The following is a 24261-nucleotide window of genomic DNA, read 5'->3' on the forward strand; positions in this document are numbered from 1 at the left end:
CAACACAAAACCAAATGAGACACAGGCCCATGCACCTCAAAATTGCACGTGCGTTTTTATGCGCCGCCGCAGTTGTGACGGCGTGGGTTTTGCTGTCACTCACAGGTCCGGCTCCCGCTCTGGCGCACAGCGGCCCCGGACCAGAACGTGACCTGTCCTCCTTCGGATTTGACACCCGAGAAAAAGCCCGCCTGGATGGTGATTGGTGGTTTCATTTTGGCGCACGCCTCACACCACAAGAGGCGGTCGCGGCGGCCAACGCGGACGAATTTGGCCTTCTGCACGTGCCAGATGACTGGCAGAGCTCCGAAACCGTGTCCGAAACCAATCCCCACGCCCACGGCACCGGCACCTATGTGCTCAACGTCACGCTGCCCTACTCCAACGGCACGCCACTGGCGATCACCTTTCCAAGAGTGGCCGACGCGTACGAGGTGTTCTGGGTGCCTGCCAATGACCTGACCAAGGCCAATCGGATTGGCGGCAGCGGCGCAATGACAGGGCCAATCGAGGCCTCCCTGATCCACCAAACCTTTGCGCTGGACCAAATCGGCGAAGGCTACCTGGTGGTGCAGGTCCGCAAAGAGCTGCAAAGCTACGGCGGCATCCTGCGCACCCCGGTCATTGCAGACGCCGCCTTGTTGCAAAGCAACGCCCATCTAAACCACATCATCGAAGGCACCATTATTGGCATCACACTGCTGGTCGCCGCCCTCAATCTATTTCTGTTTGTGGTCTACCGCAAAGACACAGCCACCTTGCTGCTTGCGCTGGTGTCTTTCGCGTTTCTACTGCGCTCGGTCATCCTGGCTGGAACGCTGGAAATGGTGTTTGGTCCCGACGTCCGGCCGTTACGAATCCGAATAGAGTACGCTGACATTTTGCTGGCAGCCTGGGCCGGCTACACGCTGCAGCAAGCACTTGTCTGGCGCTGCCTATCCGATTTGGGTGGTCCGCTGGTGACGGGCGTTATCGCCATGCTGGGTGGCGCAGTTGTGCTCACCGCGCCCCTGCCTTTTGTCACCGAGCAGCTTTATGCCATCCAAATGTATTGCGTGGTGATCTTTGGTCTGATCCTCTGGACCAGCGCTCGTGCCATCATCAAGCGCATACCAGATGCTTGGTTCTACACGTTAGGATGGTTCGTTCCTCTCGCAGCAGGCGCAAACGACATCATCGTCGCCAACACCTACCAAGGCGTCTATCTCGCCAACCACGCCTTTGTTCTGTTCATCTGCGCCTACAGCTTGAAAGTTGGTCGCCGTGTCACCAGTGCCGTGAGCCGCGCCGAAGTCCTGGACTTGGAGCGCTCCAACCTGCAACAGCTGCACCAAAACGCGCTGGACACCGCCAGCCGAGACCACCTCACAGGTCTGCTGAACCGCCAAGCGTTTGACAACGAGCTCTCTCTGGCGTGGCGCGAAAAAGACTACTCCGATCAAGGCATCTCGCTGGTGATCTTTGACATCGACCACTTCAAGATCGTGAACGACACCTATGGCCACCCCGCGGGCGACGACGTGCTGCGCGCCGTCGCCGATCTGGTACAAGCCGCCAATCTGCGCCGCGCGGACCGTGTGTGCCGCTATGGCGGCGAAGAGTTTGTGATGATCCTGCCCGACACCACCTGCGACAATGCCAAAGTGGTGGCTGAACGCATGCGCAATCGCATCGCCGCACTGACCACCGAATGCACCGGCAACGTCAGCCTGCGCGTCACCGCCAGCTTTGGCATCGCCTGCGCCGACCCGAACTCCGACCTCGAACCGCGCGAACTGCTCCTGCGGGCCGACGAAGCCCTCTATCACGCCAAATCCACGGGCCGGAACCGCTCTGTCACCTATGTCCAAATGATCGAGGAAGGCGCAGAATCCCCTTCCGACGATCTCAAAGCGGCCGGCTAGACCACAACCGCCCCTGCAAAATTGCAAAATCACTCTGCAATATCGCGGCGTGATAGCGCTATTTTTGCGCCATTCGAGCTTTGCAATCTTTGTACAAGGGTGGTAATTTAACACATGTTCAATTCGCGGAGGGAGGCTGCGAATGACCTTGGTCCCTGCCCTCACCCGCACCCGCCTTGGCATCGGTCTTCCCGACGCCGCGATCTTGAAGGATGAGACATGGATTTTGCACTGAGTGAAGAACAGACCCTGATCTTTGATATGGCCAAAGGTTTTGGCGAAGAGCACATAGCACCACACGCCCAGAAGTGGGAATCCGAAGGTACCATCCCAAAAGATCTCTGGCCGCAAATCGCCGAACTGGGCCTCGGTGGCATCTATGTGTCCGAAGAATATGGCGGCTCTGGCTTGTCACGTCTTGACGCCACATTGGTGTTTGAAGCCCTCGCCATGGCCTGCCCCTCTGTGGGGTCTTTCCTGTCGATCCACAACATGTGCGGCGGCATGATCGACAAATTTGGCTCCGAGGAAACCAAACAAAAATGGCTGCCGGATCTGTGTTCCATGAACAAGGTCTTCTCCTACTGCCTGACCGAACCCGGCTCAGGCTCTGACGCCGCGGCCCTGAAAACCCGCGCCGAACGCGACAACGAAGGCTATGTTCTCAACGGCACCAAAGCCTTTATCTCCGGCGGGTCTTATTCTGACGCCTATGTCTGCATGGTGCGCACCGGCGAAGACGGCCCCAAGGGCATTTCCACTGTGGTGGTCGAGGATGGCACTGACGGCCTGTCCTTTGGCGCGTTGGAAAAGAAAATGGGCTGGCTCAGCCAACCGACCTCCCAGGTCCAATTTGACGACTGCAAAGTGCCGGCCGACAACCTGATCGGCGAAGAAGGCAAAGGCTTCTCCTATGCCATGAACGGTCTGGACGGTGGTCGTTTGAACATCTCTGCGGGTGCTCTGGGCGGCGCTCAGAAAGCCCTCGACCTGACCGTGCAATACATGTCGGAGCGCAAGGCCTTTGGCAAATCCATCAATCAGTTCCAGGCCCTACAGTTCCGCCTCGCCGAGTATGAAACCAAACTGCAAGCCGCCCGCACCTTCCTGCGCCAGGCCGCATGGAAGCTCGACAACGGCGACCACGACGCCACCAAATACTGCGCCATGGCCAAGCTGATGGTCACTGACGTGGCCTTTGACGTCGCCAACGGCTGCTTGCAGTTGCACGGCGGCTATGGCTACCTCGCAGATTACGGTATCGAGAAAATTGTCCGCGACCTGCGGGTGCATCAGATCCTCGAAGGCACCAACGAAATCATGCGCTTGATCATCTCCCGCCAGATGATCTCTGCCTAACCACGACCGGGCCGCCCTTCAGGAGCGGCCCTTTTCAAAGACGGAGCGCCCCGCGTGTCTGACATCTCCATCCGCAAATCTGGTCAAACCGGCCGCATCACCTTCACCCGCCCCAAGGCGCTGAACGCCATGTCCTATGACATGTGCATCGCCATCGAAGACGCGCTCGACATCTGGGCCACCGATGACGACGTCAAAATGATCGTCATCGATGCGGAAGGTGAAAAGGCCTTCTGCGCCGGTGGCGACATCGCTGAGCTCTATGACACCGGCACCAAAGGCGACTTTGCCTATGGCCGGAAATTCTGGGCCGACGAATACCGCATGAACGCAAAACTCTTTGAGTTCCCCAAACCGGTGGTCAGCTTCATGCAGGGGTTCACCATGGGCGGCGGCGTTGGTGTGGGCTGTCACGGTTCCCACCGCGTTGTCGGTACCACCAGCCAAATCGCCATGCCGGAATGTGGCATTGGCCTTGTACCAGACGTGGGCGGCTCGCTGATCCTCGCCCGTGCACCGGGTCGATTGGGCGAATACCTCGGCCTCACCGCCGCGCGCCTCAACGCAGCGGACGCAATCTACGTAGGCTTTGCCGACTACTTCATTCCAGAAGACCAATGGCCCGCTCTGATCGCACAACTCGAAGAGACGGCTGACTACACCCTGATCGACGCCGCCGCCTCTGAACCAGAGGCAGGACCGCTCACCACCCAGCAGGCCGACATCGACGCCAACTTCGGTGGCGAGGCCCTCAGTGACGTCCTAAACGCGCTGAAGTATTCCGACAGCGAATTCGCCGCCGGTGCCTTGAAAAAACTCTCCCGCAATTCCCCCATCGCCATGGGGGCGGCGCTAGAGATCATTCACCGCGTACGCAATCGCGACGACATCCGCTTTGCGCTAGATCAGGAATACCGTTTTACCTTCCGCGCCATGGAGGATGGCGATTTTCTGGAAGGCATCCGCGCACAAATCATCGACAAAGACCGCAATCCGCAATGGAAATACAGCCTGGACACCCTACCCGCTGGCAAGGTGACCAAAATGCTGCTGCCACTTGGAGCGGATGCGCTGACATTTGAAAAGGGAGAGTAGCACCATGAAGATCGGATTTATCGGACTGGGCAATATGGGTGGTCCCATGGCCGCCAACCTTGCAAAAGCGGGCCATGAGGTCACCGGCTTTGACATGGCAGATGTGGCCATCGAAGGCGTCACCATGGCCGATACCGGCGCAGCCGCCGCCACGGGCGCGGATGTGGTCATCACCATGTTGCCCAATGGCCAGATCCTGCGCGCTGTCGCCAACGAAATCATCCCGGTGATGTCTGCAGGCGCCGCCTTTGTGGACTGCTCCACCGTGGACGTGGACAGCGCCCGCGCCGTGGCCGAAGAAGCCACCGCAGCCGGCCTCCTGCCTGTGGATGCGCCTGTGTCAGGCGGTGTGGGCGGCGCGGCTGGCGGTACGCTGACCTTTATGGCCGGTGGCTCCAAAGACGCTTTTGCCAAGGCCGACCCTCTGTTTGACATCATGGGCCAAAAGGCGGTGCATTGCGGCGACGCCGGTGCTGGTCAGGCCGCAAAGATCTGCAACAACATGATCCTCGGCGTGACCATGATCGCCACCTGCGAAGCCTTTGCACTGGCCGACAAACTAGGTCTGGACCGTCAGTCGATGTTTGACGTGGTCTCCACCTCGTCCGGCTACAGTTGGACCATGAACGCCTACTGCCCGGCCCCGGGTGTTGGCCCGCAATCGCCAGCCGACAACGACTACCAGCCAGGGTTTGCCTCTGAATTGATGCTCAAAGACCTGCGCCTGTCGCAACAAGCCGCCGAAAGTGCCAATGCAGACACCCCAATGGGGCAAGCCGCTGCAGCGCTCTATGAGCAGTTTGTGGAGAAGGAAGGCGGGCTTGGCACCGACTTCTCCGCAATGTTGCCACGTTTCGAAAAACGCGGTCGAGGCTAACTCCGCGACCTTTCCGCCATAAAACAAAGGGCCGCGCCACGTCTGGCGTGGCCCTTTTTGTTGCCCGGCACATCCGCTGACCCCGCACAATTTTAATTAATCTTTCCTTACCCCAGCCCCGTTCGCGCCACGTTTGCCCGCCAATTTTGCCCTGACCGAGGACCCGCAGAGGTTCCGGAATTGGACAAGAGCAGAACGCACTGAGGTAGAGCCATGCCAACGGCAACGGAACTGAACATCAACACAAGCGCCACCGCCACCGCGATGGCCAACGAGATCTTTGGCGACCCAACCCGTATCGTCAGTGCCACCTACACCGGTGATGCCCAATCTTCCGGCATTTACACCGGCGCGGACACCACCAGCGCGGGCGTGGCCCCTGCTGACAGTGGCGTGATCCTCTCCACCGGCCATGTCGACGACTTCACCAACAGCAACGGCAGCACCAACACCAACCAACGCGCCAACACCTCCACCAACACCTCTGGTGAGGACAACAACGCGCTGTTTAATGCGGCCGCAGGCACCAACACCTTTGATGCCTCCTACCTGACCATCGACTTCAACGGCACCGTTGGTGAATTGCTCACCATCGACTTCGTGCTCTCGTCCGAAGAATATCCGGAATACCTCAGCTACAACGACGCCATTGGCGTCTGGGTTAACGGTGTCGAAGCCCAAATTTCGGTCGGCGACGGCGGCGCCACAGTGGGCAACATCAACGACGCCAACGAAAACATCTACGTCGACAACGCGGGCGATCAATACAACACCGAGATGGACGGTTTCACCGTCACCCTGACCTTCGTGGTGCCCTTGCAAGACGGCGTGAACGAGTTGGTGATCGGTATCGCCGACGCCACAGACACGCAATATGATTCCAACCTGCTGATCGCCGGTGGTTCGGTGCAAACCGCCATTGTGGCCCAGGACGATGACATGCGCATCGCCTATGGCAACAGCAAAACATTGGACGTTCTGAACAACGACAGCTCGTCCGCCGGCCCTACCCTGACCATCACACATATCAACGGCGTGGCCGTCAGCCACGACGGCAGCGGCGGCCTGCCCAACAGCGTGACCCTGGCCACCGGCCAGGTGGTGACACTCAACGCCGATGGCACACTCACCGTGGATGCAGACACCGACAACGAAACCATTTATTTCAACTACACCATCGAGGACTCCGCCGGAGAAACCGACACCGCATTGGTCGAGATCGAGCAGCACGCGCCTTGCTTCACCGCCGGTACTCTGATCCGCACCTCAGAGGGCGACATTCCCGTCGAAGAGCTGCGCGCCGGTATGCTGGTCGACACGCTCGACAATGGTTTCCAGCCAATCCAGTGGATTGGCCACTCCCATATGCCGCCGCGTTACGAATCCCTGCCCATCCGCATCAAAGCCGGTGTGCTCGACAATGACCGCGACCTGATCGTGTCCCCGCAACACCGCGTCTTGCTTCAAGGCTACCGCGCCGAACTTCTGTTTGGATGCGGCGAGGTGCTGGTGAAAGCCAAGGACCTTGTGAATGGCCGCGATGTGACCCGGTGCGAAACCAATGGCACCATCACCTATTTCCACATCCTGATGCCGCAACACGAGCTGCTCTATTCCGAAGGCCAATGGTCCGAGAGCTTCCTGCCCGGCCCGATGACACGCTACAGCTTTGATCCTTTCGCTAACCGCTCCCTGCGGCAGGTGATGCGCGAGAAAAACATCAGCTTTGCCGACATTTCCGCCCGCCCAAGCCTGCGCAGTTATGAGGCCACGGCGCTTCTGGCGGCCTAAACTGCACCCACATTGAGGCAGATCAAATCACATTCCATTTGACGCATGTATTTTTCTCTCGACCTTAGGAGGGAAACACATGCTGAAAAAGAACGTTGGAACTGTGGACAAAATTTTGCGGATCGTTATTGGCCTCGCGCTCCTCGCCGGAGCCATGGCTGGCTATGGCGCCTGGATGTGGATCGGCCTGATCCCTCTCTTCACGGGCCTGCTGGGCACCTGCCCGCTTTACACCGTTTTTGGTTTTCGCACCTGTCCGCTAGAAACCAAGTGATCACGCCCCGGCCAGCGCCTCCAATGCGAGGCGCGTGGCTTCATCGGCAGGAAACATCATCTCGATCCGCAGCTCGCTGAGGGCTATATCCTCGGCGGACCCAAACTGGCTGATCGTGGAGAAAAACGACATCTGCATCCCCCCAAACTCATACACCGCCGGAATGATCGCGGGTTTGATGCCATCCACCTCAAGTACCGCCTCGCCAAGCCGCTCTTCCATACGCGAAATGCCGTCTTCCAGCACCGGATCATGCCCGAAATGCGCGCTTTCGACACGCAGACGCGCAATCATGTGACGCAGAATTTCTTCATAATTAACAAGTGCTTGCCGGACACCCTTCGAGTCAACCATCATATCAATCAGACTGTCGCCAACCTGAACTTCAAACCCAGCCAACAACTGTGCAGAAACCGCATTCATCGCCACCAGCTTCCAATGCCGATCAATCGCCATCGCCGGATATGGCTCGTGCCGCTTGAGTGTCCATTCCATCGCCGCCCGCATCGGCGCCATATCCGCCTCTGACAAATCACGCTCGGCGTACGCAGGGCTCATACCCGCCGCCGACAACATGCGATTGCGCTGCGCAAACGGCACCTCCAACTCATCACAAAGCCGCAGAACCATCCCCCGACTGGGGCGCGAGCGGCCGGTTTCCAGAAACGAGATATGCCGTGAGCTCACGCCAGCGGACAACCCAAGGTCCAGCTGGCTCACCCGCCGCACCTGCCGCCACTCCTTTAAAACCGCGCCAAACTCTACGCCCATGTCCTGCTCCTCATTGTCCCGACCACCATAACCGATCCCTTGCGCAAAGCACTTACCTCACAGGTAATTGTTTTGCCTCACCAATCGGATGCAGTTTGTCGCCATAACCTCAACTGGAGACATCACATGACACAGGATCGCGCGATCTACCTTCTGAAACTCACCTCACTTGGCACAGTGCTTTTTGGCCTCATTCCGCTGTTTGCCATGATTGGCGGACTTCACGGCATCGTCGGCTGGTTTCTGGACCTCACACACCTGCCCCTTGATGGCGCACAAAGCTTTGGTGGCGACAGCGAGAAGGTTCTCGCAGCCATCGGCGGCGGCCTCATGGTCAGCCTTGGCGTTGTGACCTGGCAAGTCACCATCCGCGTTTACGCCAACGATCCTGAAATCGGCGCCTCCATCATCAGCTGGGGTGTCTGGAGTTGGTATGTGGTGGACAGCGCAGGCTCCTTCGTTGCAGGCGCCTGGTTCAACGTGGTGATGAATACCGGCTTCCTGCTAATGTTTGTGCTGCCAATCACGCTGGCAAAACCCCGCCAAGCTGTGGCGGCCTAAAGAAAACGGGCGGTGGTTTTCTGCAACCACCGCCCGACTATCTTATTCTGCTGCCACTTTCTTCTTCGGCACCAGCATGTCTTTCAGGTACCGCCCAGTATGGCTCGCCGCCACTTTGGCGACCTTCTCCGGCGTGCCTTTGGCAACCACCTTGCCGCCACCGTCACCACCTTCCGGGCCAATGTCGATGATATGATCGGCGGTTTTCACAACATCCAGATTGTGCTCAATCACCACAACCGTGTTGCCCTGATCGACCAATTCATGCAGCACTTCCAGCAACTTACGCACATCTTCAAAGTGCAGACCCGTGGTCGGCTCATCCAGAATATAGAGCGTACGACCAGTGGATCGTTTCGCCAACTCCTTGGACAGCTTCACCCGCTGCGCTTCCCCACCGGAAAGCGTTGTCGCCTGCTGCCCAACCTTGATGTAGCCAAGCCCAACCCGCATCAGCGCGTCCATCTTATCGCGAATGCTGGGCACCGCTTTGAAGAACTCCTGCGCTTCCTCAACGGTCATATTCAGCACATCGGCAATGCTCTTGCCTTTGAACTTGATCTCCAAGGTCTCGCGGTTATACCGCGCGCCTTTGCAGGTTTCACACTCCACATAGACGTCCGGCAGGAAGTGCATCTCGATCTTGATCACACCGTCGCCCTGACAGGCCTCACAACGCCCACCTTTGACGTTGAAACTGAACCGCCCCGGCTTATAACCGCGCGCTTTAGCTTCCGGCAGTCCGGCAAACCAATCGCGGATCGGCGTGAACGCGCCAGTATAGGTCGCCGGATTGGACCGTGGCGTGCGCCCGATGGGTCTCTGGTCAATGTCGATCACCTTGTCCAGATGTTCCAACCCCTTGATAGTCTCACAAGGCGCAGGCGTCTGCCGCGCACCGTTCAGCCGCATCGACGCAGTCTTGAACAGCGTCTCAATGGTCAGCGTGGATTTGCCGCCACCAGACACACCGGTCACACAGACAAACTTACCAAGCGGGAAGTCCGCCGTGACCTTCTTCAGGTTGTTGCCCGTGGCCTTCACCACCGTGATCGCTTTGCCATTGCCCTCGCGCCGTTCGGTTGGCACCGCAATTTCACGCGCACCCGACAAGTATTGCCCGGTCAAAGACGCCGGATCGGCGGCAATCTCTTCCGGCTTGCCTTTGGACACCACCTGACCGCCATGCACACCGGCCCCCGGGCCAATGTCGAACACATAATCCGCCTCGCGCACGGCCTCTTCGTCGTGCTCCACCACAATCACCGTATTGCCCTGATCGCGCAGGTTTTTCAGCGTCGTCAGCAGACGGTCATTGTCACGTTGGTGCAGACCAATCGACGGTTCATCCAGCACATACAACACGCCGGTCAGGCCAGAACCAATCTGGCTTGCCAATCGAATACGCTGGCTTTCCCCGCCGGACAGCGTGCCACTGTTGCGCGACAGGGTAAGATACTCCAGCCCCACGTTGTTCAAGAAACCAAGGCGCTCCTGGATCTCTTTCACAATCGCCCGCGCAATCTCTTGCCGCTGCGGAGTCAACGCCGCAGGCACACTCTCGATCCAGGCCAAAGCCTCGCGGATCGACAGCTGCACCACATGGCCAACATGTTTCTCGGCGATCCGAACCGCCAAAGCCTCTTCACGCAGCCGGTGCCCACGACAGGCGCCACACGGACGGTTGTTCTGATAGTTCTCAAACTCTTCGCGGATCCAGTTGCTATCCGTCTCGCGGTAGCGCCGTTCCATGTTGGGGATCACGCCCTCAAACACCCGCGTCACCTGATAGACCCGACCACCTTCGTCATAGCGGAATTCAATCTCTTCCTCGCCCGAGCCGTACAAGAACACTTGCTGCACATGTTTTGGCAGCTCTTTCCAAGGCGTGTTCTTGTCAAACTCGTAGTGCTTCGCGAGTGCCTCAATTGTCTGCAGGAAGTAGGGCGACTTGCCTTTCCGCCACGGCGCCAGCGCCCCGTCATAGACCTTCAACGTCACATCCGGCACCACCAACCGCTCGTCAAAGAACAACTCTTTGCCCAACCCGTCACACTCTGGACAGGCCCCAAACGGCGCGTTGAACGAAAACAGCCGTGGCTCAATCTCGGGAATGGTGAACCCACTCACCGGACAAGCAAATTTCTCAGAAAACGTGATCCGCTCCGGGTCGCCCTCCTTGGGCGCGGTCTCCAGAACCGCAATCCCATCTGCCAAGTCGAGCGCAGTACGCAAGCTGTCCGCCAGCCGAGTTTCCATGCCTTCGCGCACCACCAGCCGGTCAACGACAACATCAATGTCATGGCGGAACTTCTTGTCCAGCGTCGGCGGCTCATCCAGCTCATAAAAGGCACCGTCGACCTTCACCCGCTGAAAACCCTGCTTCCGCAGCTCCAGGAACTCTTTTTTGTACTCACCTTTGCGGTCCCGCACGATCGGCGCCAACAGGTAGCCGCGCGTACCGTCTTCCAGACCCATGATCCGGTCAACCATGTCCTGCACCTGCTGAGCTTCAATCGGCAGACCGGTGGCGGGCGAATACGGCGTGCCCACACGGGCAAACAGCAGACGCAGATAGTCGTAAATCTCCGTCACCGTACCTACTGTCGAGCGCGGGTTCTTGGAGGTCGTCTTCTGTTCAATCGAAATCGCCGGAGAAAGCCCGCTGATGTGATCCACATCCGGCTTTTCCATCATATCAAGGAACTGCCGCGCATAGGCGCTCAGGCTCTCGACATAGCGTCGCTGCCCTTCGGCATAGATCGTGTCAAAGGCCAGCGAGGACTTGCCCGAACCCGACAGACCGGTGATCACCACCAGCTGATCGCGCGGAATGTCCACATCGATGGACTTCAAGTTGTGCTCGCGCGCCCCGCGCACCTCAATATTCTTCAGCTCGGCCATTCAAACCCCCAACGGATACGGCACCAGACATAGGGGATCGCACCCGCTCTGCCAACCAGATATCGCGAACATACAGAGAACATTTTAATTCGCCAAGCCCGGTTTTTGAACTGATACTTGCCTCGATCCAATTTTCTCTCGTAGTCTCTGCGCATTACGAATTTGAGGACCTTTTGGATGACGTTTTTGAGAGCGACCACGGCCGCAATTTGCCTGCTGCCCACCAGCCTTCTTGCCCAGGACAACCCCGCCGCCATTGTGGTGATGGACGGCTCCGGCTCCATGTGGGGCCAAATTGAAGGCGTGGCCAAAATCACCATTGCCCAGCAAGTGATGGGCGAGTTGATGACCACCCTGCCCGCAGACCTGGACTTGGGCCTGACCGTCTATGGCCACCGCCGCAAAGGCGACTGTTCTGACATCGAAACCGTGGTCCTGCCCGGCCCAGATACGCGCGCCGCGATCACCACCGCCGTGAACGGCATCACCCCCAAAGGCAAAACCCCTATGGCCGACGCCGTGGTCGCCGCCGCCAAAGCGCTGCGCTACACCGAGGAGGCCGCCACGGTGATCCTGGTGTCTGACGGCATCGAAACCTGCGTGCCCGATGTCTGCGCCGTCGCCAAAGAGCTCGAAGCCACCGGCGTCGACTTCACCGCGCATGTGGTGGGCTTTGACGTCACCGATCCCGAAGCGCTGGCGCAATTCCAATGTATGGCCGAGGCCACCGGCGGCAAATTCCTCGCCGCCGCCAACGCCGATGAGTTGGGCAACGCCCTCACCGAAGTCGCCGCCGCCCCGCCCCCCGAACCAGAACCACAGCCGGTGCAGGTCACGATTGTGGCCACCGACGGCAAAAACGGCCCGGTCATCAACACCCCGCTGATCTGGGATCTCACCGGCGGCGACACCGCCATCCATGACGACCACAGCGCTGCCTCTTTGAAAGAACATCTGCTTGAGGGCGAATACACCGTCTCCGTCCTACGCCCTGAGGATGAGGCCTCCGCTGAAATGCGCTTTGGCGTCGGCTCGGTCGACAAGCGAGTGGTGTTGGAACTGCCGGAATTCAAACCGCCAGCCACCGTGTCCGGCCCGCAATCTGCGCCCGCTGGCAGCATGATCACCGTCGATTGGACCGGCCCCAACGCCAAAGATGACTTCATCGCCGCCGTTGATCCGGAAACAAACAAGTGGATCACCTACAATTATACGCGTGAAGGCAGCCCGCTCTCGCTACAAATGCCCCCGAAACCCGGTGCCTATGAAATCCGGTACATCCTGAGTGATGGCCGCAAGCCGCTGGCAAGCCAACCGATCACAGGCACTGACGTCACTGCCACCCTCTCCGCCCCGGACGAGCTGGTCGCAGGCGCCACGGTGCCGGTCGATTGGACCGGCCCTGACTACAAAGGTGATTTCATCTCCGTCACCAAACCGGACGATGAGAAATGGATCACCTACACTTACACCCGCGAAGGCAGCCCCTTGATGCTGCAAATGCCGGGCGAACCGGGTGATTATGAGCTGGTCTATACCATGAGCCAGGACCGTACGATCATCCATCGCGCACCGATCTCCGTCGCCGCACTGGCCTATGGCCTTGACGCAGACGCCACCGCCAACGCCGGTGCCAAACTCTCGGTCACCTGGACCGGCCCCGGTTATGACGGCGACTACATCACCGTTGCGGGCACCGACACGGCGGACGACAAATACGTCAACTACACCTACACCCGCGAGGGCAACCCGCTGAACCTAGTGATGCCCGGCGAGGCCGGTGCGTACGAAATCCGCTATGTGCTTGGGCAAGACCGCTCCGTGCAGGCGCGCACCACCGTTGAGGTGAAAGCGGTTGGCGCAACCGTCTCCGGCCCAGCCACCGGCCCGATTGGCGGTAAAATTATTGCCTCATGGACTGGCCCTGCCGGCGATGGCGATTACCTGACCATCGTGACGCCGGACGCGCCGGACGGCGACTACGGCCCCTACGCCTACACCCGAGACGGCAGCGACCTGACCCTCAACCTACCCGCAAACCCAGGCACCTACGAGCTGCGCTACGTGGCGGACACCAACCCGATGAAAGTGCTGGCCCGCACCCCACTGACGGTTGAGGACGTGCCCGTCACCATCACCGCACCGGCCTCGGCCGCCGCAGGCAGCAGCATCGAGGTGACTTGGACCGGCCCCGGCCACCCGCGCGACTACCTCGCAGTTGGCAACGCGGCCAGCGAGTACATCACTTACACTTACGCGGAGCAAGGTACATCGTTGTCGCTCGCGGTCCCCGAGGAACCCGGCGACTACGAAATCCGATACTTCCTGGATGTGGACAACAAGCTGCTCGCCTCTGTGCCACTGAAAGTCGAATAGTCTCCGCCACATTCACAACGTCAAAGGCGGCTGAAATCTCATCCTTGAAACATTGGAGACAACCCTATGAATTGGATTGCATTTATCGTTGGCTTCATCGCCTGTTCTGCATTTGGCTTTCTGGTCTATGGCCCCGTGCTGGGCCTGCAACAACGCTGGGCCGAAGGCAGCAACATCGATCCAGAGCCCCCAGAGAAAATGCCGATGGGCCCGCTCTTCACAAATTGGATCGCCATCGCGATTCTGGCCTACATCGTAGCACTCACCGAAACCAAGCAGAACCTGACCGTGGCCCTGCTCGCGATCCTCGCCTGCGCGGCCTATGTCGCCAACACGGGCGCGTGGATCAACAGGTCCCGCTTCGCCATAACAGTCGATGTCGGTTACGTGCTCGGCTCCGGCGTGTTAATGATCCTCGCGCACGCCATCCTGTAAAACCTGGTCGCCCCGGCCTACGCGCCGGGGCCACGCGCCCGCGCACGGGCTTGTGCCAAAACCATATGCGCGGCAGCGCCAATCACAAGCAGCACAGCCGACACCATCAGCATCCCGCCATAGCCGCTCATCGCGATCACCGCCAATAATATGGGCGTACCGATGGTGTTGCCCAAATTACCGGCCTGCGCAAAAACGCCGTTGGCATTGGCCCGGTCTGCCGCCGTGTCATTGAGCTCCGGCACCAGCGCAAAGCTTGCCCCTTGGATCAGGCCCAAGGCCCCTGCCAGCAGCAGACACACCACCGGCGACCCCGGCAAAAGCAGCAGCCCAAGCGCTGCCATTGCGGAGACCAAAAACCCAGTTTGGATCACCCGAACTATCACCCAATAGCGCAACAACCAGACACCCAACGTCATGGAGATGATCATGCTCATCAGCGGCATCGCCCCAACCGTAAACGTGCGCCATTCAGGCGCAATATAGGGCGGCAACAACGTCAGCAGGCTGACAAAGCAGAAGGTGTAAAACAGCCAGCCCACCGCCGCCGCATTCATAAACGGCGAGCGATAGACCTCCCAATGCTGCTTCAGCACACCGCCAAGCCGCAGCCGCTGCGCCGTCTGCGCCTTCTCCTCCGGCAATCCGATCGCCGCCACGGCAAGCACACTTGCAGCCATCCAGCCGCCATGCGCCAGATACACTGCGTTTAACCCATAGGCATCAACCAAAGGCCGCCCCAGCCAGGCAAACAGCGCAAAAGCCACGCCAAAAAACGTGCCCCACAGGGTCAGGGAAAACGCGCGCTTCTCTGGTGGGGAGACTTTGGCAATCAACGTCGGCGCCGCCACAACAATCGCCAAATGCGCCAGACCTTCCACAATCCGGCTCAGCAGGAACACATCAAAGGACAGCCCCAAGGCCTGCACGAACGACACCACCGCGCTCAGACCAAGCCCGCCCAGCAAGATACGCCGCATGCCCATTTTGGACGCCAGCACCCCCGCCACCACGCCAAGGAAAATCCCCGCGAGCCCAAGGATCGACAAGGCAAAGCCCAGCCGCGCCCCAGCCTCCGGATACACCTGCCCCACCTGATCAAACGTTACGCTGACCTTGGCAAACTGCCCCGCAGCGCCTACGCCGGCCAGCCAGATCACCACAACCGGCAGCATACTCTGCTGTTTTGACACCGAAAAACCTCAAAGGCGCGCCCGGCGAAACCGGTACGCGCCCACGTCAAAAGGACCCCAACTTAAATGTGGATCACACGATCATAGGCGTCCAGCACGCTTTCGTGCATCATCTCGCTCAACGTTGGATGCGGGAACACGGTTTCCATCAACTCCGCCTCGGTGGTCTCAAGCTGACGCCCCACCACATAGCCCTGGATCAACTCCGTGACTTCCGCGCCCACCATATGCGCCCCCAACAGCTCACCGGTCTTGGCATCAAACACGGTTTTCACCATGCCCTCTGGCTCACCCAAAGCAATCGCCTTGCCATTGCCGATGAACGGGAACCGCCCGACCTTCACGTCATAGCCCAGCTCTTTGGCCTTGGCCTCGGCGTATCCGACGCTTGCCACCTGTGGATGGCAATAGGTGCAGCCTGCAATGCTCTCCGGCTTCACTGGGTGCGGTTTCCCACCCGCAATCAGCTCTGCGACCATCACGCCTTCATGGCTCGCTTTATGCGCCAACCACGGCGCACCCGCGATGTCGCCAATCGCAAACAGCCCGTCCACGCCGGTCTGGCAATATTGATCCGTCACCACATGGGTCCGATCAATCTTCACCCCCAGCTTTTCCAGCCCAAGGTTTTCGACGTTGCCGACAATGCCCACAGCCGAAATCACGGTGTCAAACTCTTGCGTTGTGACTTTGCCACCCGCTTCGATATGCGCGGTGACTTTGTCTTTGCCGCGATCAAGTTTCTTGACCGTGGATTTCTCTAGGATGGCCATGCCCTGTTTGACAAATTGCTTTTTGGCAAAAGCACTTATCTCCGCATCTTCAACCGGCAGAACCCGATCCATCACCTCAACAACCGTGGTCTCCGCCCCCAGTGTGTTGTAGAAACTGGCAAACTCGATCCCAATCGCGCCCGAGCCGATCACAAGCAGTTTCTTCGGCATATGCGGCGGCTGCAGCGCGTCCTTATAGGTCCAAACCCGCTTGCCATCGCCCTCAAGCCCCGGCAACTCCCGCGCCCGCGCGCCGGTGGCCAGCACGATGTTCTTCGCTGTCAGCTCCTCAACACCTTTTTCGCCTTTGACCGACACTTTGCCTTTGGCGGGCAATGTCGCCTCCCCCATAAAGACGTCAACTTTGTTCTTCTTCATCAAGAAGGACACGCCAGAGCTCAACTGCTTCGCCACCCCACGCGAGCGTTTCACCACCGCGTCAATGTCATAGCCAATACCTTCCGCCTTCAAGCCGAAGTCCTTCGCGCGCTCCATCAAATGAAACACCTCTGCTGAGCGCAGCAACGCTTTGGTGGGAATACAACCCCAATTCAAGCAAATCCCGCCCATGTGCTCGCGCTCCACAATCGCAACCTTCAGGCCCAGCTGCGCGCCGCGAATGGCGGCCACATAGCCGCCCGGCCCTGCGCCAATCACAATCATGTCGAAGTTCTTGCTAGCCATGGTGTTTCCCCGCCTCCCGCTATGTCTTTGCGCGAGCCTACTGGAACTCTGTGGCGGCTTCAACAAAGCGCGCCGCCCGTTTTGCGCGCAATTTTCCTCTGGTGATCGCGCAAGGACAAGCGCACACTGCGCCCGCATCACCGAGTCGGGAGCACTGCGATGAAAACGCTGAAAGATCTTCTGGTCGCCATGATCAATGCCACGCTCATTCTGGTGGCGATTTGCCTGTTTTTCCTCTGGCGCCTGTCTGACAGCGCTGAACGAGTGGTGGCCAGCTTTGCCCAAAACCTGCAAATCGTAGAACCGCTAGAAACCAAAGTCGACGGGTTGCGGGACGAGGTCGCCAACCTGCGCAGCGATCTGGCCGCGATCTCTTTGGACAGCAGCACTCTCACAACACAGGCCACGGAGCACCTGCAAAGCCGCGCCAACGCGTTGCAGTTAGAATTGGAAGGCATCAACAGCAGCTTGGCCCGTCTTGCCGACACGCCGGAAACCCTGATGCAAACCGCCTTGGATGATGTGGCCACCCGCGTGAGTGGCCGTGTTGGCGCCATCGCCAGCTGCTACGCGCCCGACCCTGCGTCGGACGCCAGCTCAGCTTCTGACTAATCGCAGCCTATTCCGCCGCCTGCAACGCCCGCACGGTGGTTCCGTAGCCACCATCCGCCACATAAGCCATCTCCACCTCAGTGGAGGCCCGCGCCAAGGCATCATTGCGATACGGGAACCGACCAAACTGCCGGATCACTTCGCGGTGCGCTTTGGCATGTAACAGGTTGGACGCACCGGTCTCGGGCATCCGGTCCAGGAACATACGAATACAGCGTTCCTGATCACAGAGGTTTTCCGAGTGCATCAAAGGCAGGTAGAAAAACTGCCGCGCAGGCTCGTCGATCCGCAGATCCCACTTTTTGTCGATGGCGATCTTTGCGGCACAGAGCGCCTTACGATCGGTCGAAAATGCCTGCCCGGATCCCCGGAACATGTTGCGCGAGAACTGATCGGTCAGGATCACATACGCCAAGGTGCCACTTGGATAGGTCAGCCACTGCCCCAATCCACCGGCCTGCGCCTGTTCCCATGTTGCCTCAAACCGCTGCCGGATCTTTTCGTCCAGCTCTTCGGAAACCGCATACCATCCACTTGGCCCAACTTCATCAAGCCAAAACGAAAGTACTTCTTCGGGACCCACCATGTCCCTTCTCCTTTTGCCTGTTCCGTCTTACGAAAAGACGCTTAGTACTAAGGACGTTACACACAGTGAATTAAGAAAGAATAGTCACAAAATGCAACATCCCGACACAGCCCGCGACCTTTTGCGCTAACACCGGCAGAGGCTTGCTTACCCTGCGGCAGCTTCCTGCTCTTCCTCCATCGCAGACTCGATTGCGACCTCTTGTGCCACCTCCACCGCAACCACCGAAGCGGTTGGCATAACGGCGGTGTAGCTGCCGGTTTCATCCACCGGTGCAGCCGGACGGCGAGTGGTGCGATAGCCTGCGTAAACGCCAAGCGCGGCCAGCAGGATGATCAGGTAAATGAAATACCCACGCGGCCCCACCACATCCATCATCCACCCAGTGATCAGCGGGCCAGCTATCGCCCCTACGCCGTTCACAAACACCAACCCGCCAGAAGCCGCTGCCATGTCCTCGTATTCCAGGAAATCATTGGCGTGGGCGATCAGCATCGAATAAAGCGGATTAGAGAACCCACCAATGAACAGCGCAGCCACCAGCAGCAGCGGGTAGTTGTCACCAGCCACAAATCCCAGCGTTGCCCCGGCCGCGCCGATGGCGGCCACAAACATGATCAGCACCCGCCGATCCATCCGGTCGCTCATCCAGCCCAGCGGATACTGAAACACCGTCGCCCCGACGTAAAACGCCGCGATAAACAACGACAACTCGCTCAGGCTCAACCCTGCCCGCGTGGCAAACACCGCCGACATGCCAAACTGTGCGGAAAACACCCCCCCCAGCATGAACATCCCCACTACCCCGAGCGGTGAATTCTGGAACAGCTCTTTGAGGCTCATTGGCTTGGTGGTCTCAAATGCCGGCGTTGGCGAGACCGACAACAGAATGGGGGCAAAAGAGATCGATACCAGCACCGAGGGGATCACAAACAACAGGAACCCTGTGGCATCAGGAATGGTCATCATACCCTGCGCGGTCACAATGCCGATCATCTGGACCATCATATAAATCGACAGCGCCTTGCCGCGCGTGTCATTGGTTGCCGCGTTGTTGAGCCAGCTTTCCGCCGTCACATACACGCCGGAGAAACACAGCCCCATCAACGCCCGCCCGGCAATCCAGGCCACCGGGTGCTCCAGCGTTGGGTACAGGATGAGTACAGCGGAAATCATCGAGGCCATGGCGGCAAACACCCGCACATGCCCCACTCGGCGGATCAGCTCCGGCGTCACACGGCTGCCACCCAGAAAGCCAACAAAATAGGCCGACATCACCATCGACATCTCAAACGTCGAAAATCCCGCTGCCTCGCCGCGAATACCCAGCAACGTCCCATGCATGCCGTTGCCCACCATCAGCAACAGCATTCCCAGCAACAGCGGCCACGCGCCTTTCAGAAACTGACCCATAGAGCGACCCTCGACACAACTCTCTCACAGATGCGCCCGTATGCAAAACGCCCCTGCCGCCATCGCACCCAATCGCGACAACGCCATGTCGTTTTGCGGCATCTCGGGAGAATTTTTCAGGGGATCAAGAGCGACGCATCACCGTAAGAGAAGAACCGATACCCCTCTTTCACCGCATGGTCATAAACCTTGCGAATTTCTTCCTGTCCCAGCAAGGCACTGACCAACATCATCAACGTCGATTTTGGCAGGTGAAAGTTGGTCATCAAGGCATCTGCCACATTGAATGCAAAGCCTGGATAGATGAATATGTCGGTGTTGCCTTCCCACGGTTGGATCGCGCCACTGTCCCGCGCCGCACTTTCAATCAACCGCAGCGCCGTGGTGCCCACCGGGATCACCCGACCACCCGCCGCCTTTGTGGCTGCAATCTCCGCCGCCGCAGCCTCGGTGACGCGTCCCCACTCGGCATGCATCTTGTGCTCTTTGACGTTGTCGACCTTCACCGGCAGGAACGTCCCCGCCCCAACATGCAAAGTAACATGAGTGAACTGAACCCCTTTGGCCAGCAGCGCCGCCAGCAACGCATCGTCAAAATGCAGCGACGCGGTTGGAGCCGCCACCGCGCCAGAGTGTTTGGCCCAAACGGTCTGATAATCGGTCTTGTCTTTCTCATCCGCCGCGCGCTTGGCTGCGATATAGGGCGGCAGAGGCATATTGCCTGCGGCCTCCAGCGCCGCGTCAAAGTCGTCGCCTGCCAGGTCAAACTGCACCAGCCCCTGCCCGTCTTCCTTGGACAGCAACCGGCCCTTGAGACCCGCGGCAAAGACAATCTCTTCGCCCTCGCGAATTTTCCGTAACGGTTTGATCAGCGCAGCCCAAGCCCCACCTGCGCGCGGCTCAAGCAGCGTCACTTCCATACGGGACTGGGTTTCCCCTTCCGGCCCCTGCCGCACGCGATAGCCAGACAGCCGCGCCGGGATCACCTTTGTGTCGTTCAACACCAGCCGGTCGCCCGGCTGCAGCAGATCCACCAGATCCGTGACCACCCCGTCGGTGATCTCACCACCTCTGGCCACCAACAACCGCGCGGAGCTGCGCGGCTCCGCCGGCCGGGTCGCAATCAAAGACTCGGGAAGATCAAAATCAAAATCAGAAAGCTGCATCGGTGCTCGCGCCGTTAGTTACTCAGGTCCGGAGGTGGACGGCGGAAAATCTCTCTAAAGAAGCCCGGCGTCAAGGCCGAGAGTGGGTTCACCGAAATCTCCGGCTGCTGCGACGGTCCGCGCATGGTGTAATTGAATCCGATCAACCCTTCGCCACGACGTGCAAACGGCCGCCCCACGACGTTTACTGCATAAAGTGGCGACACCGTGCCCTGAATATTGAACCACTCTTGCACAAAACTGTAAGTGCCATTGGCAGAGAGCCCCATCGACGGCCCCGCCGCGCTGCTTTCGCCAATCACCAACCTATCTGGGGTCAGGCGGAACCGTGCAAACACATCGGTGAACAGTATCCCCGGCCCGGCCAGTTGCTCCACCAGCCCCACAACACTGATCGCGTTCAGAAGTTCAGCCACCAGCGGCATTTGCTGCACCTTGACCTCTTTCATCTCCATGACGCCATCGTATTCGCCTTTCGCGGCGCGCGGCACCATCGACAAGGTCATCGCCCCACGGCTGGCGGATTTCACGACCCCCATGAGCTGCGCAATCTTTCCACCATTGTCAGAGGTCACCCGCATCTGCGTGCCATATTGGTGCGGCGCCAAAGTACCAAACACCAGCGGTCCGCCTTTGAAATTCCCGCTGAAACTACCGCTCAACCCGCCGTCAAAGTTCAGCTCTGCTTTCACCGGTCCCAAACGGATGTTGTCGGTCACAACCACCTCATCCACATTGGCCGTGACTGGCCCAATGCCCGCCGCGCCGCCACGCCCACTGCCTTTGCTGCTCTCCGGCATGCGCCGCATGTCCAGTCGCCCACTTGTCACCACCACGGCTGGCGGTGCTTTGCCACGCCCCAACAAACGCCCTGTCCCACTGAGCCAGCTGCCCACCGCAAAGCTGTCCATCTGCGCCACGCCAAGACCACCGCCATCCGCAATTGAAATCCTGCCTCGGGCACTCAGCCCCGGTGTCTCAAACAGCACGCGGTCGATGCTTGGCGACGTGCCTAACGTCATATCGACCTCCAGCATGCCACTACTGTTTGCGGATTTGCGCCACCCCAACGGCGGTGAAGACATGCGCACCCCGACCAAATCTGATCGCAACCGCATCTTGGGAGGCTGATCGCGCACAATGTCCATCTCGTAACTGGCTTGCCCAACCTCAGACACGGTGCCTTTGGGCAGCCCCACCTCAAACGTGTCGAGCGCCGCCGCACTCAGCTCCGCCGTCCCGCTCACCCAACTGCGCCCGGCATTCTCCTTACCGCCCAGCATGTGCCATTTGGCAGTCACCGGTATGTCTGCGACAAAGCCGTCGCCCCAAACCTCAACCCGCTCCGGCGTGGCCGTGACTTGCAACGCGCCGCGCATCTCCTTGCCCGGCAAGAAATGTCCACTGCGCACATCACTCAGATCGCCGTGCACATCGTAAACCACTTTCTCAATGGGCAGCTTATCCTTGAGCACCAACTCCACCGTGCCCTCCAAATCCGCCCACCCGGAGGCAAAATCCACCGGCAGTTTCGCCTTAGTGAACAGCTCCAAAGGCTTGCGATCCAGCAACGACAGCACCGCCTCAACCGGTCCGCGCGCCTGCGCACGCACCAAGGCCGGCGACTGCTTTAGCCTGGTGTTCAGGATCACCATGCTGGTGCCTGCCACGTCCATGCGCCCGCCCTGATCCGCTTCGACATACCCCGCCTCAGCGGTGATATGCAGCTGATGGTCCTTCAACACCCCAAAACCAATGCCATCGCGCACCGGCGGCATGGTTTTCACCGCTTTGATGTCCACGTCGCGGAACTGGAAGTCCACATAGACCTCTGGCGGTGCCGCCCCTTTGGAGCGCACCGCCAGATCGATGTCATGCAAGGTGGCCTTGTAGATGTTCTGGTCGATCCACTTGCGCAGCTTGTGCTTGAAACTCTTCGGCCACAGCGCCAGCACACTCTCCGGCACCACCTCGTCCATATGCCCGTTCAACGCATAGGCCCAGTTTTCGCCTTCGGTGGCCAAATGCCCGTCGAGCACAATCTGGTTGCCGTTCTGGCGCACCACCAGTTGCCCCAGGTCCAGTTCAAACGGGTCCAGTTTCAACCGGAAATCCGCATAGGACCGTTCAAGCGCCACCGGATCATCCTCCAAATTGCGCGGATTGGCGCGGAATTCGTTCAGCGTCAGCTGCACCAAAAACTCTTCCGGCAACCCCTGCGACAGCGAGCCAATGAAAGCTTCCCCATGGGCATTAACCCGCACCATGTCACTGCTAAGCGACAACTCGTCAAAGCGGATCGCGCCACGATTGGGGTCATAGGTCAGGTAGCTGCGCATGCTTTCAAATGGCACCGGCCGCACCGCGCCATCCGGCTGCAACACGCCGTCTGCGATCTGCAAGGTTGCATTCACATTGCCCAGATTGCCTTCGCTGTCGATACTCGCCCGCAGCGCCCCAGAGATCGGCGCCCGCAAAATCTGCAACCAGCTCAGCGCGGCGGATTGCGCGGCAATGTCCTCACTTGGGAGGTCCTCAAAATTAACGCCAAACTCGGTTGTACGCGTGCCAAACCGCGTGGTCACCGACGCCTCAATGGTGCTCGCATAACTGCGCCCGCCCAGCAGAGTCATCTGTGAGGCCAGCTCCACCAACTCCTCGGTGCGCCGCAAAGTGATATGCCCGCCATCCACGGTCCAGGCCTGCCGCGCCCGCCGGTCCTCAAACCGGATCGTCACATCTTCGATCTGAAACAGATCAAGATAGGCCAGCAGTGGCGCCTGCAAGTAACCCTCGATCTGATCGCCAAAAGTGGTGAGATCCGTGTCAGTTTGAAACGCGCCGCCACCCTGGCCTATCGAAACCTGCACGGTCCCATCCTGTTGACGCAACACCAACAACGACACGCCCGACACCTGCACATCGCGCAGCGCAATCTCCCGGTCCAAGAGCGGCGCAAAGGCCAACCGCGCCCGCGCCGTCTCCAAACGCACCGGACTCCCGCCGTCCTCCGGCGACACCAGCACCCCCTGCAATTCAATGCTCGGGTCCCAGTCGTCTTCCACCACCAGAGCCATGCGCTCAATGGTCACTTCGATGCCCTCAAGCTGCTGGTTTACAGCCGCCTGCACACGCGCATGCACCCACTCTGGTGCCTCAAGCGGTTTACCACTGACCACAAAAGCCACCGCCGCCAAGAACACTACCGGCACCAAAAGACTAAACAACGCGATGACGCCAAACCGCCGCGCACGGCGCGGGCGACGCGCAGGTTGCGTCTCTGTGATCTCCGCCTCCGGTTGCACCGTATCTTGCCCGTCTTCGGGCGATACGGCGGTATCGGATGTTGTGGCTGGACCCTCAGATGCGGAGTTATGATCGCCGTTCTCTGTCAGGGTTGATGCCTCTGTGTGTTCTGGTATTCCGGTGCTCGTGGACAAAATTATACCTGCAAGCGCCGCCCGACCCAAGGCCAGATCACGGCATT

18 protein-coding genes are annotated in these 24261 nt (G+C 59.3%); 10 read left to right on the forward strand and 8 right to left on the reverse strand.

Annotated elements, in window-relative coordinates; translation table 11 throughout:
* The first annotated feature begins 29 nt into the window (after positions 1 to 29).
* The 6 genes from SIB38_RS14775 (at position 30) to SIB38_RS14800 (ending at position 7300) form a co-directional block, all read left to right on the forward strand.
* Positions 30 to 1904, forward strand: a complete 1875-nt coding sequence (locus SIB38_RS14775; protein ID WP_412550480.1) for a diguanylate cyclase — start codon at positions 30 to 32, stop codon at positions 1902 to 1904.
* A 219-nt stretch (positions 1905 to 2123) separates the two neighbouring features.
* The gene (locus SIB38_RS14780; protein ID WP_294115007.1) at positions 2124 to 3263 is read left to right on the forward strand and encodes an acyl-CoA dehydrogenase family protein; all 1140 of its coding nucleotides are present in this window, start codon (positions 2124 to 2126) and stop codon (positions 3261 to 3263) included.
* Positions 3264 to 3317: 54 nt separating this feature from the next.
* On the forward strand, positions 3318 to 4358 hold the full coding sequence (locus SIB38_RS14785) for an enoyl-CoA hydratase/isomerase family protein (RefSeq protein WP_294115008.1): 1041 nt from the start codon (positions 3318 to 3320) through the stop codon (positions 4356 to 4358).
* Positions 4359 to 4362: 4 nt separating this feature from the next.
* Positions 4363 to 5235 (forward strand): 3-hydroxyisobutyrate dehydrogenase, encoded by an 873-nt coding sequence (mmsB, locus tag SIB38_RS14790; protein WP_294115009.1) that lies wholly within the window; start codon positions 4363 to 4365, stop codon positions 5233 to 5235.
* A 213-nt stretch (positions 5236 to 5448) separates the two neighbouring features.
* Positions 5449 to 7026, forward strand: a complete 1578-nt coding sequence (locus SIB38_RS14795) for a Hint domain-containing protein (protein WP_412550481.1) — start codon at positions 5449 to 5451, stop codon at positions 7024 to 7026.
* A gap of 79 nt (positions 7027 to 7105) precedes the next feature.
* Entirely contained in the window at positions 7106 to 7300 is a 195-nt protein-coding gene (locus tag SIB38_RS14800) for a DUF2892 domain-containing protein (protein ID WP_294115011.1), read from the forward strand.
* On the opposite strand, the gene SIB38_RS14805 is transcribed toward SIB38_RS14800, so the two are convergent.
* Positions 7301 to 8071 carry a helix-turn-helix domain-containing protein gene (locus SIB38_RS14805; protein WP_294115012.1) on the reverse strand — a complete coding sequence of 257 codons (771 nt, stop codon included), beginning with the start codon at positions 8069 to 8071 and terminating at the stop codon, positions 7301 to 7303.
* Between the two features lie 126 nt (positions 8072 to 8197).
* Here SIB38_RS14805 and SIB38_RS14810 point away from each other — a divergent pair, with 126 nt between their 5' ends.
* Positions 8198 to 8632, forward strand: a complete 435-nt coding sequence (locus SIB38_RS14810) for an excinuclease ABC subunit A (RefSeq protein WP_294115014.1) — start codon at positions 8198 to 8200, stop codon at positions 8630 to 8632.
* A 42-nt stretch (positions 8633 to 8674) separates the two neighbouring features.
* Here the strand turns inward: SIB38_RS14810 and uvrA are convergent, their stop codons facing one another.
* Positions 8675 to 11536: an excinuclease ABC subunit UvrA gene (gene uvrA / locus SIB38_RS14815; protein ID WP_294115015.1), complete on the reverse strand. Its 2862-nt coding sequence runs from the start codon at positions 11534 to 11536 to the stop codon at positions 8675 to 8677.
* A gap of 177 nt (positions 11537 to 11713) precedes the next feature.
* On the opposite strand from uvrA, the gene SIB38_RS14820 reads away from it, so the two are divergent.
* The gene (locus SIB38_RS14820; RefSeq protein ID WP_412550482.1) at positions 11714 to 13912 is read left to right on the forward strand and encodes a vWA domain-containing protein; all 2199 of its coding nucleotides are present in this window, start codon (positions 11714 to 11716) and stop codon (positions 13910 to 13912) included.
* A gap of 66 nt (positions 13913 to 13978) precedes the next feature.
* Positions 13979 to 14347: a DUF1761 family protein gene (locus SIB38_RS14825; RefSeq protein WP_412550483.1), complete on the forward strand. Its 369-nt coding sequence runs from the start codon at positions 13979 to 13981 to the stop codon at positions 14345 to 14347.
* A gap of 17 nt (positions 14348 to 14364) precedes the next feature.
* Here SIB38_RS14825 and SIB38_RS14830 read toward each other — a convergent pair whose 3' ends face one another.
* Entirely contained in the window at positions 14365 to 15540 is a 1176-nt protein-coding gene (locus tag SIB38_RS14830; RefSeq protein ID WP_412550484.1) for an MFS transporter, read from the reverse strand.
* A 62-nt stretch (positions 15541 to 15602) separates the two neighbouring features.
* Entirely contained in the window at positions 15603 to 16997 is a 1395-nt protein-coding gene (lpdA, locus tag SIB38_RS14835; protein ID WP_412550485.1) for a dihydrolipoyl dehydrogenase, read from the reverse strand.
* 159 nt (positions 16998 to 17156) lie between these two features.
* Here lpdA and SIB38_RS14840 point away from each other — a divergent pair, with 159 nt between their 5' ends.
* Positions 17157 to 17609: a hypothetical protein gene (locus tag SIB38_RS14840; RefSeq protein WP_412550486.1), complete on the forward strand. Its 453-nt coding sequence runs from the start codon at positions 17157 to 17159 to the stop codon at positions 17607 to 17609.
* Between the two features lie 7 nt (positions 17610 to 17616).
* On the opposite strand, the gene SIB38_RS14845 is transcribed toward SIB38_RS14840, so the two are convergent.
* The 4 genes from SIB38_RS14845 to SIB38_RS14860 form a co-directional block, all read right to left on the reverse strand.
* Positions 17617 to 18195: a DUF924 family protein gene (locus SIB38_RS14845; RefSeq protein ID WP_412550487.1), complete on the reverse strand. Its 579-nt coding sequence runs from the start codon at positions 18193 to 18195 to the stop codon at positions 17617 to 17619.
* 147 nt (positions 18196 to 18342) lie between these two features.
* Positions 18343 to 19608, reverse strand: a complete 1266-nt coding sequence (locus SIB38_RS14850) for an MFS transporter (protein ID WP_294115028.1) — start codon at positions 19606 to 19608, stop codon at positions 18343 to 18345.
* Positions 19609 to 19724: 116 nt separating this feature from the next.
* Positions 19725 to 20774 (reverse strand): tRNA preQ1(34) S-adenosylmethionine ribosyltransferase-isomerase QueA, encoded by a 1050-nt coding sequence (gene queA, locus SIB38_RS14855; RefSeq protein WP_294115030.1) that lies wholly within the window; start codon positions 20772 to 20774, stop codon positions 19725 to 19727.
* A gap of 14 nt (positions 20775 to 20788) precedes the next feature.
* A complete protein-coding gene (locus tag SIB38_RS14860) occupies positions 20789 to 24214 on the reverse strand; it encodes a DUF3971 domain-containing protein (protein ID WP_294115031.1) in 3426 nt (1141 codons plus the stop codon).
* Between the last annotated feature and the right edge of the window lie 47 nt (positions 24215 to 24261).

This window comes from Shimia sp. MIT910701, assembly GCF_047126315.1.
Lineage (GTDB): Bacteria > Pseudomonadota > Alphaproteobacteria > Rhodobacterales > Rhodobacteraceae > Shimia.

Coding starts and splice junctions, on each gene's coding strand:
- SIB38_RS14775 (WP_412550480.1), top strand. CDS start 30: ATGCACCTCAAAATTGCACGTGCGTTTTTATGCGCCGCCGCAGTTGTG.
- SIB38_RS14840 (WP_412550486.1), top strand. CDS start 17,157: ATGAAAACGCTGAAAGATCTTCTGGTCGCCATGATCAATGCCACGCTC.
- SIB38_RS14825 (WP_412550483.1), top strand. CDS start 13,979: ATGAATTGGATTGCATTTATCGTTGGCTTCATCGCCTGTTCTGCATTT.
- uvrA (WP_294115015.1), bottom strand. CDS start 11,536: ATGGCCGAGCTGAAGAATATTGAGGTGCGCGGGGCGCGCGAGCACAAC.
- queA (WP_294115030.1), bottom strand. CDS start 20,774: ATGCAGCTTTCTGATTTTGATTTTGATCTTCCCGAGTCTTTGATTGCG.
- SIB38_RS14800 (WP_294115011.1), top strand. CDS start 7,106: ATGCTGAAAAAGAACGTTGGAACTGTGGACAAAATTTTGCGGATCGTT.
- SIB38_RS14850 (WP_294115028.1), bottom strand. CDS start 19,608: ATGGGTCAGTTTCTGAAAGGCGCGTGGCCGCTGTTGCTGGGAATGCTG.
- SIB38_RS14805 (WP_294115012.1), bottom strand. CDS start 8,071: ATGGGCGTAGAGTTTGGCGCGGTTTTAAAGGAGTGGCGGCAGGTGCGG.
- SIB38_RS14795 (WP_412550481.1), top strand. CDS start 5,449: ATGCCAACGGCAACGGAACTGAACATCAACACAAGCGCCACCGCCACC.
- SIB38_RS14810 (WP_294115014.1), top strand. CDS start 8,198: ATGACACAGGATCGCGCGATCTACCTTCTGAAACTCACCTCACTTGGC.
- lpdA (WP_412550485.1), bottom strand. CDS start 16,997: ATGGCTAGCAAGAACTTCGACATGATTGTGATTGGCGCAGGGCCGGGC.
- SIB38_RS14820 (WP_412550482.1), top strand. CDS start 11,714: ATGACGTTTTTGAGAGCGACCACGGCCGCAATTTGCCTGCTGCCCACC.
- SIB38_RS14780 (WP_294115007.1), top strand. CDS start 2,124: ATGGATTTTGCACTGAGTGAAGAACAGACCCTGATCTTTGATATGGCC.
- SIB38_RS14845 (WP_412550487.1), bottom strand. CDS start 18,195: ATGGTGGGTCCCGAAGAAGTACTTTCGTTTTGGCTTGATGAAGTTGGG.
- mmsB (WP_294115009.1), top strand. CDS start 4,363: ATGAAGATCGGATTTATCGGACTGGGCAATATGGGTGGTCCCATGGCC.